The following is a 14306-nucleotide window of genomic DNA, read 5'->3' as shown; positions in this document are numbered from 1 at the left end:
GGTTACGGCTCTACCTTGACTGCACGACTCAAAAGGGTTGCCAGTTGGCGATCGGTTTCTTCTAGGGATTGCTCTCCTTGGGCCAGTTCCGCGAGCACCGTGAGCAATTCCCGCTCCAGGCTGGGGGGTGGCAGGGCCGACGGAACCACCGCTTGCACCGGCTGAACGGCACTGCTGGCCTTCACGGCCTTGACACAGAAGTTGCGGATGATCGCCACTAGCTGCCCTTGGGGATCCAGTAGGGCCAAGTGGAACCGCCGCAGGGCCTGTTCATCGGCCGCTGTGGCCGAAGCTGAACCGAGGGGACTCGATCGCACCAGCACCGTTCCGGCCGCGGGCCAAGGGCCAAACCACTGCACCGACTCGACCATGAACGGCAGCCAGAGCTGATGGTGATCGCTCTGGCGTTGCAATTCCGCCTGTACCGTTTGCCAAACCATGTCCAGTCGCTGGCCCATGGGGCTGAAAACCGGCGCAGTGAGAGGCGGAATGGCCAGTTGGGCCCGCGTGCCGCCCGGGAGCCATTCAACCTGCTGAACGCCCCGGAAGTTGGGCCCATAGGCCACGCCCGTTTGGTCAAAGATTTCGTAAAACTCCTGAATCGATAGCGGTTGCCCCTTGGCTCCCAACAAATCAGCAAACTCGGCGGGGAGGGCAGGGGGCCGCTCGATCGCCCGGAGGGCCTGACCCGAGGCATAGGCGATTCCTTGGGCATTCTCCACGGTGAAGCGAATCCGATCGGCGCTGGCGGTCAAGGCAACTCGCAGCGTCAGGCCCTGGTCTGGCACTTCGGCCCGGCGCATCCAGGTCACCTCGGCAAACCCGCCGACGGTTCCCCAAGCGGCGGCCCCGTTCCCTTGGCGAATGGTCTCGGCCACCAGATCCAACAGGGCAGATCCCGGCAAGGTGGGGCGGCCGCTCACTTGGTGCTCTTGGGCGATCGGGTTATGGGAGTCAATGGTTTGGCTCACGCTCCAGGGGCGATCGGGCGCGGGGGCCTGTTCCCCATTCGTCATGTCCGGTAACACCGGGGGCGACTCGGGGGCCAATCCCCCGGGAGCTAATGGCGGCGAAACCGTCTCGGGGAGAGGAATCCAGCAGCGTCGTCGATCGAACGGCGATCCAGGCAGGGCCAGGCGCACGGGCGAAACGGGCCGCGGCAGGGCAGTCCAATCCACGGAGCCGCCTTGGATCCAATGCTGGGCAAGGGCGGATAGGGCGGATTGATCAGCGAGATCAACGGCGGTTAGCGGGGGCGGAACGGGTTGACCGGGCTGCACTTCCCCCAGCCACCGGTTGGTTGTGCCATCGTTCTGGGTTTGACCTTGACCATAGGCAGTTAGAACCCGCTGCAATTGGGCGATCGAATCAACCAAAATTGCCAACCGCTGGGCCGCGGGTCGCCGGCCCACTTGCAAAGTGAAGGCCACATCGGCCAGGGTGACCGTGGGATGGTTTTGGAGGAAGTTTGCGAGGTTCTGGGCCGTGATCCGCAACAGTTGCGGCGTGCGGGCCGACAAAATGATCAGTTCCGCTGGTGCCGATCGCGGTGACTCTGACCCCGATCGAACATTGGCGGGGGCTTCCTCCACAATCAGATGGGCATTGCTCCCACCTGCCCCAAAGCTGCTGAGGCCCGCCCGGAGCGGGCTGGGCCCTGCCCAAGGCGATCGGGTTCGTTGCAACCGGAAAGGACTGTGCGCAAAGTCGATCGCCGGATTGGGTCGATCGGAATGCAAACTGGGCACCAATTGGCGATGCTTCAGTTGCAGCAGGATTTTGCACAGCCCCGCAATGCCCGCCGCCGATTCCAGGTGACCAATGTTGGATTTGATCGACCCAATCGCGCAATGGCCGGGCTGCACTTGGGCATCCCGCGCAAAGGTCAGTTGCAGGCCGTCCATTTCAATCGGGTCGCCGAGGGCGGTTCCGGTGCCATGGGCTTCCAGGTAGGACAGGTGATGGGCATCAAGCTGGGCCCGTTCCAACGCCAGGCGCACCACTTGGGCTTGGGCTTGGGGATTGGGCACGGTGTAGCCATTGGTTTTGCCCCCGTGATTCATGGCACTGCCCCGGATCACGGCTTGGATCGGGTCTCGATCGCGCAGGGCCGCCGCCAAGGGCTTCAGAATCACCGTGCCCACCCCTTCGCCGGGCACATAGCCATCGCCACCGGCCCCAAAACTGCGGCATTTCCCATCAGTTGAGGCAAACCGCAGATGGGCCATTTGCACATATTTCACGGGGTGCAGATAGAGATTCACGCCCCCAGCGATCGCCAGTTGACATTCCCCCCGGCGCAGGCTTTCGCAGGCCAAATGAATCGCGCTGAGGGACGCAGAGCAGGCGGTATCCACGGGCATACTGGGCCCTTGCAGGTTCAGGGTATAGGACACCCGATTCGCCACCGACCAAAAGGACGAGTTGGGGAAACTGGGCAACCCCGCCCGCCAAGCATCCAAGGCCAGCAGGTGATAGCTGCCCCAGGTCACTCCGGCAAAAACTCCGGTGGCATGGGGGCGATCGGGATCGTCCGAGTCGAGGGCATCCGGGCGATAACCCGCATTTTCCAGAGCTAACCAGGCGGATTCGAGGAACAGTCGCTCCTGGGGATCCATCAACTCAGCATCCTTCGGGGTGATGCCAAAAAAGAGCGGGTCAAACTGATCCACCTGATCCAAAAAGCCCCCCCAGCGGGCGTAGGTTTTGCCCAATTTCCCCGGTTGGGGGTCATAAAACAGGGAATGATCCCAGCGATCGGGCGGCACATCCGTGATGGACTCGCCCCCTTGGACCAACAACGTCCAAAGGTGATCGAGGGTTTCTGCGCCGGGAAAACGGCCATGGCAGCCAATGATGGCGATCGGCTCCGGGGTGGCTTCCCGATCGACGGGAGCGGCCGCCAAGGGCAGCGGGTCGGGGTTGGCACTGGCAGCCACCGGGGCGATCGCGGGTTGGGGCGATCGCGCTTGGAGGTGTTCCGCCAGCGATCGGAGGGTTCTGTGATGAAAGAGCAAGGTTTTGGGCAGGGGGCCAAATCGCGTTTCAAGCTGCGCCGTTAATCGCCGCACCGCCACGGAATCCAGACCGTAGATATCCAACCCCGCTTCCGGATCCAGCCGTTCGGGGGCAATTTTCAGCTCCCGACCAAACAGGGTTCGTAGCTCCGTTTGCAATGACTCCTGAGCCGCCGCCGGGTGGGATCCCCAGTCATGATTTGGGGCATGGTTTGGGGTTTGGGCTGGTTGAGGGTTGGATGCCAGACCCGATCGAGCAGTGGATTGCAGTGCTGATGGCGATTCCGGTTGCGATTCCAGGCCCAAAAACCGGCGCAACAACGCCCGATCGCCCCAGGCCGCCACCAACGCCGCTGGGCCCGCAGCCAGCCAGGCCGTCAACAGCGCCAACCCCGCCTCCGTTGGCATCGGAGCCAGCCCTATGGTTTGCCGCAGATGGTGCAAGTGTTCGGCAGGAATCTGCATTCCGCCGTCCTGCCACAGGGGCAACCCAATCACCCAGCGCCGAGGATCCTGGGCCGCAAACTCATTCAAAAATGCATTCGCCGCCGCGTAGTCTCCCTGGCCAGGGTTGCCCAAGACGCTGACCAACGATGAGAACAGCAAGAAAAAGTCCAGGGGATCCGTGGCCGTGGCCGCCGCCAACCGGCGCGTTCCCGTCACCTTCGGAGCCAACACCTGTCGGAACGAGGCCTCATCCTTCAGGGCAACGGCCTGATCGGCCAAGACTCCGGCTCCATGAATCACCCCTTGGAGGGGGCCAAAGCGTTGGCGGGCCCGGCGCAGGGCCTCATCCAGGGACTCGGAGCAGGTGAGGTCAGCACTCAGATAAATGGCCTCGCCCCCCAAGGATTGGATCTCTTGGATGAAGCGCACCCGTTCCCGATCGAGCCGCTGGCGACCCAGCAGGATCAAGCGGGCTTGAAACTCCCGGGCCAAATACCGCGCCAGGAGCTGACCCAAGCCACCAAAGCCACCAGTAATCAGATAAACACCCCCGTTGCGCCAACCGGGCCCGGGCGATCGGCTGTCCGATAGGGCCGAAGGATCAAGGGCAATTTCCACCAGCCGGCATTCTTGCCAGTGACCGTTGTGCAAAGCCAGTTCTCGGGCCTGGCCGGGATGGGGTAGGGGAACTTCCGGGGGCCAAGCCAAGGTCGGTTCGGTGGGCAGTTCCCCGATCGCCAGGGAGACCGCGGCCCAGTGGGGATATTCCGCCACCAGGGTGCGCAAGAAGGCGGCCTGCATGGCGGCGGTGGGGTTAGGGGCGATCGCCACCAGGGTCAAGGGGCGATCGTCTACAAGTCTTTGGCTGAAGGTCTGGCTGAATCGCAGGAGGCCCAACAGGCTCTCGATTTCATCACCACTCCCCACATACCAGCCCTGGAGGGGGCCCGGGGGCAAGGTCTGGCTGGGCGCTGGATTTTGGATAACGGTGGCGGCGGGATAGCGATGCCGTAAGGTTTCGGCCCAAGCCGCCGCCTGTCCCTCGGGGCAACTCAGCACCAAGGTCATCGGCTCGGAAGGGACGATCGCCCCTCGGCCAGCGCCCCCTAAGGCATCAACATCATTCCGCCAAACCCGTTGGGCCAGGACAACCCCTTCCACAACGGGCAATTCCGGGTGTTGAGGGTGGCGCATTGGCTCCCCGGCGGACAACCAGTGCCGCTCCGGAGCGAATGGGTAACCAGGCAGGGAAATGATTTCACCCACGGCCGGCCAGGACACCTCGTTTCCGGCCACCCACCGGGGCGCAACGGCCAGCCAATCCCCTTGTTCCAGTAACGTTTGCGTCACGGAACAGCAATCGTGCATCAAAGCGGGAGGAGCCTGAATCCGCTGACTGGGCAGTTGGCCACTAAATGTCCATTGATCGGGTTGGCCGGCTAACCACGATCGTAGGGATTGCCGCAACTGTTCCACGGACTGGGTGACAACGGCCAAGCGCGTTCCCAAGGGTTCACGACCCCGTTGCAGGGTGGCCGCGATCGCCCCCAAGGGTCGATCGGGATGGGCCGCCAAGTCCGCTTCCAGATCCGCCACCAAAACTCGCAATCGATCAGGATTAGCCGCCGACAGGGGAATCAGCACTTGGGCAGTCTGATCCGTCGGGGCTGGGCCCGATGGCTGGCCTTGGGCATCCGTCACCGATTCCAAGAGCAGATGGGCATTCACGCCACCTGCGCCAAAGGAACTCACGCCCGCCCGCCGCACGCCGGCCACGGGAACCCAGGGCGCAAGTTGTCGCTGCACCCGAAAACCCATTTCCGCAAAGGCGATCGCGGGATTGGGAGGATCCGCATGGAGGGACGGAACCAACTGCCCATGCTGCATCTGCAACAGCACTTTGATCAGGCCCGCAACGCCCGCAGCGGATTCCGCATGGCCGATGTTGGATTTCACGGAGCCGATCGCGCAGGGGGTGGGTCGGTTGCCCCCCAACACGCGACTGAGGGCCGCCATTTCCACCGGATCACCCAATTCCGTGCCCGTGCCGTGGGCCTCAATGTAGCTGACGGTTTCGGGAGCAAACCCCGATTGATCCAGCGCTTGGGCGATCGCCGCCGACTGGGCCAGCGGGTTGGGAACAGTGTAGCCATGGGTGCGCCCCCCGTGGGTGACGCTGGAACCCTGAATAATGCCGTAGATTCGATCGCCATCCGCTCGTGCCTGGGCCAGCGGCTTCAAAACCACCGCCCCGACTCCTTCGCCGGCCCCATAGCCATCCCCTCCGGCTCCAAAGCTGCGGCAACGGCCATCCCGGGAGGCAAACTGTAGCTGGCTCATGGTCACAAACTTGGAAGGGTGCAAATAAAGATTCACGCCCCCCGCCAAGGCCAAGTCGCATTCCCCGCGCCGGATGGCTTCACAGGCCAAATGCACCGCCACCAGGGAAGACGAACAAGCCGTGTCCACGGTCAGGCTCGGGCCGTGCCAATTCAGCACATGGGAAACACGATTGGCCACGCCCCAGTGGGAAGGGCCAACGGAAACTACCCGCCCTTGGGCCCAAGCTTCGGCGGCCAGCAGTTGATAGCTGCCCCAAATCACCCCCGCAAAGACCCCGCCCTTGGGCCCTTGGCCTTGGCTGTCCATTAACCGAGAGGGCGCGTAGGCCGCATCCTCCAAAGCGTGCCAACAGACTTCCAGGAACAGCCGCTCTTGGGGATCCATGGCCTCGGCTTCCTTGGGGGAAATGCCGAAGAACAGGGCATCGAAGCGATCGACCTGATCCAAAAAACTGCCCCAACGGGTGTAGCTGGTGGTGGGGTTGTGGGGATCCGGGTCGTAGATTAGGTCATGGTTCCAGCGATCGGGCGGCACTTCCTGGATCGCTTCCTGGCCCGCCGCCAACTGTTGCCAAAAATCCTGGAGCGTTGGCGCACCGGGATAGCGCCCCGCCATGCCAATCACGGCAATCTCTAGCGATCGGGGTTCCGCCTGGGGGTTTGTTCCGGTGGGTGCGATCGCCTGGGCGTGGGTTCCATTGGCGTGAGTCCCATTGGTTTCATGGATGCCGTTGGCTTGAATCCCGTTAACCTCATGGGCCCCATTGGTCTGCATTCCTATGTCTTGGGTCGCCTGGGGCGGGTTCGGGGGTTCCTGGTTCTTGGGCAGCTCTGACGATTCAGCTAGATCGGGTAACTCAGACCCGGCCAAGGATTCGGCAAAGTGTTCCGGATAGGTCTGTTGCAAAAACAGAGTGAGTTCATGCAGATTTCGCCGCTCAAAGAACAGACTCGGGGGCACTGGGCCAAAGGTTTGACTCAACCGGGTATTCAGTTTTTTGATCAGCAGCGAGTCCAGACCAAAGCGATTCCAAGGCTCAAAGCGGGTGAGAAGATCGGGGGGAATGGCCAAGGTTGTGGCGAGCAGGTGCCGCACTTGGGCCAGGGCGGAAATGTAGGCGGTGTCTTGTTCTGGGGATGAGCGATCGACTGACTGATGGGCGGCTGGCGGATCAATTGGCAGATCGGCTGACTGATGAGCGACTGGAGCGACTGGTGGATCAATTGGCGGAGCGACTGGCGGATCAACGGGGCGATCGAGCGCTCGAGCGCTTGCTCCATCCTCAGCCCCAGAGACCACCGGCAAGGAACTGGCCTGGGCAAATTGCGGCGAACAGCGCACCGGCAACCAGGGATAGGCCGGCAAATCCAGGGGATAGGCCACCACCTTGGAATAGAGCCGTTCCCAATCCAGGTCATGGCCCGCTCGATAGAGTTCGCCCAAGGACTCCAACACTTGCCAGCGGCCGGCTCCCGTGGCGATCGCGGCTCCCGCCAACAGACCCGCCGCCGCGATCGGGGCCGCCGACGGTTCCACTCCCGCGCAAGGGGCCGTTGCCTGGGCCAGAAGATAAGCCTGGAGCGTGGCCGGTTGATCGGCCACCCAAGCCACACGGTAACGGAAGTGGCTGCGGCGGGTGGCCAAGTTGGCCGCCAACCGCCGCAGCGACAATTGCGGATTAGCCGTCAGGAAATCTGCCAAATCCTGACACCGCCGTTGCAGGGCGGCTTCTGACTTGGCCGAAACCACAAACAACTCCGCGATCGGGGCATGACCAGCCGGATTGAGGCGGGCCGGAGCCACGGCCGGTGGCTCATCCAACACCAGATGGCAATTCGTGCCACTGAAGCCAAAGGAACTCACTGCGGCTCGGCGCGGAATTCCGGCCGGCGGTTGCCAGGGCCGCAGTTCCCGGTTCACATAGAACGGACTGTCCGCCCAGCGAATGTCCGGGTTGGGGGTCTCGAAGTTCGCGGATGGGGGAATTTGTTGGTGTTTAAAGGCCAACAGCACTTTCAGCAAGCTCGCGAGACCAGCGGTATAGATAGTGTGACCGATGTTGGTTTTGCCGAAGCCAAGGGCGCAAAACTCGTTGGCTGCCGTCTTGTCCCGAAAAACGCGCGTGATCGCTTCAAACTCAATCGAATCCCCCAGCGCTGTGCCCGTGCCATGGGCTTCCACATAGGTAATGGTGGCCGGGTCAATGTCGGCTTCCGCATAGACCCGACGGAGCAGAGCGCTTTGGCTTTGGCTGTTGGGGGCGGTGATGCCATTGCTTAAGCCATCTTGGTTGACACTAATGCTCCGAATCACCCCATGAATTCGATCGCCCTCGGCCAAGGCATCTCGCAACCGTTTCAGCACCACCACGGCAATTCCTTCGCCGGGCACAAAGCCATCGGCTCCGGCCGCGAAGGCCCGCAACTGCCCCGAGGGCGACACCATTCCTGCCTTGCCGCACAGCAGATGGATTTGGGGGGTGTGCATGAGGAAGGTTCCCCCGGCGATCGCGGTTTGGCAGCGGCCCGATCGCAGGGACTGACAGGCTAGGTCGATCGCCACCAGGGACGAGGAGCAGGCCGTATTCAGCGTTAAGCAGGGCCCCTGTAAGTTCAGGAAGTAGGCGAGTCGAGCACCCAAAATGGCCACATTGTTGCCAATCAACACATGGCCATCGGGGTTCACGCCCCCCTGTTCCAGCCAGCGGTCATAATCCCCGGTTCCGGCGGCCACAAAGATGCCGCAATCACTGCCGTTGAGCTGTCGATCGGGAATGCCCGCATCCTCCAAGGCTTGCCAAGCTTCGGTCAAAAACAGCCGCTGCTCAGGACTCATGAGTTGCGCTTCTGCCCCGGTGATCCGGAAAAAGAGCGGATCCCAATCGTGAACCCGATCTAAGAAAGCTCCGACCCGGCAATAGTGGTGGTAGTCCGGATCGCCCGTTTGGGTGGCCAAGGCTTCGGGATCCCAGCGATCGGGGGGAACCGGGCCACAGGATCCAACCCCCCGTTGCAGGTTTTGCCAAAAGTCGTTGAGGGTCGGTGCATCGGGAAAACGGCCACTCATGCCCACGATCGCGATCGGCTCGGGCATGGCGCGATCGGCCCCCTCCATCACCCCTTCCAGGGCGGCACTGTCGGAACCTCGGCGCAGGTTGCGAGCGCTGGGGGCAGGGGGCGTTGGCATCGTAATCACCACTTTGCCGATGCTTTGCCGACTTTCCAGGTAGGCGAGGGCCGATCGCACCTCCGCTAGCGAAAAGGTGCGATCGACCATGCCTTCGCCGGCCCCTTGGGCCAAGGCCTGGGCCATTTCCTCCAGCGCCAGGGGCACTTCGGGCGATCGGCGCAGGAACCACCGCCGCAAATCCAAGCTCAAAACCGATTGGTTATCCACCAACGTGGACAGATCCAGGGCAGCCGACGTTTTCCAGGCCGTCATGGCCAGTTCCACATAGCGCCCACCGGGGGCCAAACACCGCAAGCCCTTGGGAATTGCATCCCCCGCCAGGGTGTTAATCACCACATCCACCCCGCGCCCCTCGCTCAGGCGCATCACTTCCGTCTGAAAGTCCAGGTCTCGATAGGCAATGACGTGATGCACCCCGATTTGGCGCAAATAGTCCAGCTTGTGGGCACTGCCAGCGGTGGCAAACACTTCCGCCCCGATCGCCAAGGCCATACGCACCGCATGAAGCCCCGTGGCCCCCGCCGCCGTTTGGATCAAAATGCGCTCTCCCGGTTGCAGCCGGGCCCGCTCAATGGCTTGGTGGGCCGTCAGCCAAGTGACGGGGAAGGCCGCGGCGGTTTCGTGGCTGACGGTGGCGGGTTTGCGCACCGCCAGCACCGCATCGGCGTTCACAACTTCCGCCAGCCCGCCCAAGGATTCCCCCAGCAGCGCCATCACCTGGTCGCCCACTTGGAAGTTTTGGACATTGGCCCCCAGGGCAATGATTTCCCCCGACACCTCAAACCCCGGAGTCATGGGATAGGACGGCATGGTGGGATAGAGACCTTTGATGCAAAGCAGGTCGCCAAAGTTGAGGGCGGCGGCGCGCACGGCAATTTGCACCTGATCCGCCGCCGGAGGAGTGATGGGCTGCGATCGCCACTGCACTTGGGCCACGGAGCCGGGTTGCGTTAACCAAACGGCTCTGGGGAAGGTCAGGGATGAGAAGTCCACTTCGGGGATGGCTGCTGCGGTCGATCGGGCGGCTCGGGGCCGAGCGGGGGTCGGACTGGGAACGCTGACCGGCGGGCTGTTGTCGGGGATGGGCGGGGCGATCGGGGAACCAGCGGCCGGGCGGGTCTCTGGATCGGGCTGAGTGAAATTAGGCTGAGTGAAATTAGGCTGAGTGAAATTGGGCTGACTGGCAACCGGATCAGCCGTTGGTGCAACAGCCATTGGCAGTAACGCCGGCAGCAACGTTTGCAAGTGCTGGGCCAAGCTGCGCACCGTGGGATAGTCAAACAGCACGGTGGTGCGCAACTCTAACCCAAAGGCTTGATTGACCGATCGAATCAGATCCACAGCACTGATCGAGTCCAGTCCATAGTCTGCAAATCGCCCCTCCGCTTCAATTTCCTCGGGGGCAATTTCCAAACAATCCGCCACCAAGCCCCGCACCTGGGTTTCCAACCCATCCAAGCTGGGGAGAGCAGGGGCCGCAGGGGAAACCGAAGCAACGGGGGCAGCGAGGGGATTGGGGGTTGCCAAGTTTGGTGGCGCAACGGCGGCGGGAACCGACTCCAACGGAGCCTGCAAGTTGGGCAGGGTTTGCAAGTGCTGGGCCAAGCTGCGGGCCGTGGGATAGTCAAACAGCACGGTGGTGCGCAGCTCTAACCCAAAGGCTTGATTGACCGATCGAATCAGATCCACAGCGCTGATCGAGTCCAAGCCATAGTCCGCAAACCGCCCCTCCGCCTCAATTTCCTCAGGGGCAACTTCCAAACAATCCGCCACCAAGCCGCGAATTTGGACTTCCAAAGCGCTGATGTTGACCGTGGGTTGGGTGACGGGACTGGCGGTGGATGGTGCGATCGGGGAACTCAAGGCGCTAGCAATCTCCGGGCGATCGGGAGCTGGGGGTGCTCCCATGGTGACGATCGGGTCTGACTCGCTGGCCTCAGGCGATCGGGCAACACAACCGAGCCGATCGCAAAGGGCATCAGTGCCCCGAAAGATGGCCACTTGGGTCGCATCGCTGGCCAGAAGTTGTTCAAAGGCGGCCAGGCCTTCTTCCGTGCCAATGGCCCCAATCCCTAGCCGCTGAAGCCGCTTGCGATACATGGGCGCAGTGACTCGGCCGCTTTCGCCCCAATAGCCCCAGTTACAGACCACCCAGTGAACCGCCGGGCGTTGCCGCTGCATCTGGGTCATGTAGGCATCTTGGTAGGCACAGCCGGCCACGTAATTCCCCTGGCCCGCATTGCCAAGGAAGGAATTTAAGGACGAAAAACAGGCGAAAAAGTCCAGCCGATCGAGAACCGTGGCCTGGGCCAAGGCCCGGATGCCTGCGGATTTGACCCCAAAAGCCACCTGAAAGTCGGTCTCGCTCATTTGTGCCAACAGGCCATCCCGCAACACCAGGGCGGAATGAATCACGCCATGGATTGCGCCATAGCGCGATCGCAAGGTGGCAAACAGGGACTCGATCGCGGCCGCATCCGTAATATCCACCGCCTCGTAGGTGGCCGTGGCTCCGGCGGTGGTCAGGGCTTGCAGGAGTTCTTGAATCGCTGCATCCAGCGGCCGCCGCCCCAACAACACCAGCCGCAGTCCCGGGATCTTGGCGGCCCACCGCTGGGCCAGGGCCGCTCCAATCCCCCCTGCGCCACCCGCAATCACGTAAACCCCGCCGGGTCTGAGGGGCAAGGGCGATGGGGTTGCAGACGTGGGGGGGGCTGGGATAGCAACCAGGTCGCGTCGATAGAGACCGCTCGATCGCAGCGCCAGCTCACAGCGCTGGGAAGCCGCCGACAGATTAATCGCCAAAGCTGCCAGCAGGGAGGACGCTTGGCCGTTAGCCAGCCACGTCTCATCCACATCCACACGACCCACCTGCCAATGGGGAGACTCCGCCGCCAAACTGTGCAGCAAGGCGACGATCGCCGCCGCATCCGGTTGCGGGGTTTCGGTGGGTTCCACCGCCGCCGCCCCCGTTGTAATCACCCGTAGCGCTAAGGGCGTTGGGGAGGGGAATCGCTCCTGAAGCGTTTTCAGGAACCGCCATAGCAAGATTGGCCCTTCCTCCCCGATCGCGGGCCAATACCAAACCGTGGTGATGGTCGGGGCGGAATCGGGGCGATCGGGCCATTGCTCCAGCACCTGTCCCCGGTGGGCCAGGCTCACCGCCTCGCGAATCACCGCCGGAACCGGCCCCTGAGCGGAGCAAAGCAACCCCCAGCCCGTTTCCTCCAAGGCCGTTCCGCTGGCAAGGTTCGGGACGGGGCAAGGTCGCCATTGGGGCTGGAACCATCGCAACGGCTCTGGGTCGATCGGCTCTGAGGGGGGTTCCCGATCGGGCGGGGCGGAATGGGGTGCAGTCGTTTGCGGCCCTTGCGCGGGTTGCCATTGGGCCATCTGCAACCGCCCCCCTTGAATTAGAAACACTTGATTGCCGTGGCGATCCAAGCCCATCAAATCAAATTGCCCACCGCGCGATCGGCGATGGGTACAGCGCACCCCAATCCGCCGCACATCCACCAGCGAGCCATCTAACCAACAGGCATCGATGCCGTAGGGCACTAATAACGGCTCCAAGGGCGGCTCTGGTTTCGGTTCCCGTTGCGGAGCATGGGAATTCAAGGAACCGGCCGGCTGGGGTAATGCACCCACTGGGTTAGCCCCACTCGCCAGCAACGTGGCCGCCACCTGAAACGCCGCATCCACGATCGCCCAGTCTTCGCCCCCCGTTTCCCGAACCTCTCCCCAAGCCCAGTCCTGCAAAACCGTCACTTGGGTTAGGCATTGGCAACTAGAGCCATAGTCCAACCCTCGACCCAAGAAAAATTGCCGCAGGGCGATCGCGTCGTAAACCGTTGCCGCCGCCATGGTCTGGGCGGTTAACTCCGGTGCTTGCTCCCACAGGGCCGGGGCTGACTTGGCCGGCCCGCCATGGGTGGCCCGACAAAACACCTGGCCCGCCGAGTCCACAATCTGGAAAATTTCCCCTTCGGCCCCTTGGCCGCCGGTTTGCAACACCACGGTCAACGGGTCGCGATCGACCACCGCCGGGGCCAAAAACCGCACATCGCGCCACTGAGATCGGGATGGGGCAGACGCTCCGGCGGCCCCAGCCGCCAACAACATCGTTAAGAAATAGCCCCCCGGAACCACCCCGAGCGATCGCACCCGATGATCTCGCAGCATCGGGTCTGCCGAGGTGAAGGTGACCGGCCGAGACCAGCCAGCCCCCAGCAAGTCAGATAGGCGATCGAGGCCAGGCCCCACCGCCGCCGGCCCCGATCGGCCCAGGAAATCAGCCCCATTCTGCACCCAAGACACAGCACACCCCCCCAGCGATGCCACCAATTGACCATCAGCCGACAACAACAGCAGATCGAAGCGGTCTTGCGACCAGGGCAACGGTATTGCCGCATAGTCGATCGCCACCCCCGGCCGCCAAACCCGACAGGAAGCCACCTCCGACACCAGCGGAATCCCCCGCCGCACCATCGCCGCCTCGCCCAGCGGCATCAGCAGCGCCGCCGTGAGCCAAGCCGGATGCAGCAGAAAACTGTGACCATATCCCGCAGCCAGTGAGCTAAGTTGCCACCGGGTCACAAGCCATTCTTCAGTTCGCCACAAAGCACCTTGGCCTTGATAAAACTCGCCTAACTGCAAGCCCAATTCTTGCAATTCTGCGATCCGATGTGGCCAAACATCACTAGGCTTATGACTGTCTAAATCACGCAGCAAAGATTGGGGCAGAGGCGATCGAGCAGACCCCTCCATTGCTAGCTTTTTGGTTTCAAGCTGGCAATGCAAATAAATTTGCCAGTGGCCTTGGTCTTCCGAACCTTGAGCCGCCTCAGCGCTGGCCACCGTAATTCGAGTTTTGGTAATTCGCGCCTCCGATTCCATGGGCTGAAATACCACTCGTAAATGATGCTTCTGAGACCCCCTGAAAACGATTGGACGAATATAGTGCAAATGATTAATGACTAATTCTGTTTGATCCTCGTTTAGTTTTGCATCGCGACTCAGTGCAATCCGCAGGATCAGATCTAGTAAGCAACTAAACGGCAGCGTTGGCTGCTCAAAAACACAATAGTCACGAATAACAGGGTCTTGGAGCTGAACATCAACTTGATAACTTTGTTCAGCACTTTGATTAAGGTCATTCATTGGTCATGAAGGATTTTGAATCTCAATCTTTCAGGAATATTGACCAGGCTCAAGATCTTTATAGAAGCTCTGACATCGACTGGTTTTAACAACCGGGTCACAATTGATCGGCAATTGTGTAAATAGCGAAAATTGTGCCAATTCGAGATC

Annotated in this window: 1 protein-coding gene; it reads right to left on the bottom strand. The window is 62.0% G+C overall.

Translation table 11 applies throughout. The features are described 5' to 3' along the window. Window positions 1–2 precede the first annotated feature (2 nt). Entirely contained in the window at window positions 3–13892 is a 13890-nt protein-coding gene (locus H6G52_RS12310; RefSeq protein WP_370567706.1) for an SDR family NAD(P)-dependent oxidoreductase, read from the bottom strand. Window positions 13893–14306: the final 414 nt, after the last annotated feature.

This window comes from Limnothrix sp. FACHB-881 (assembly GCF_014698135.1).
Taxonomy (GTDB): Bacteria; Cyanobacteriota; Cyanobacteriia; order CACIAM-69d; family CACIAM-69d; genus CACIAM-69d.
The sequence above is the reverse complement of the archived record's forward strand: the minus strand, read 5'-3'. Positions and strand labels throughout refer to the sequence as shown.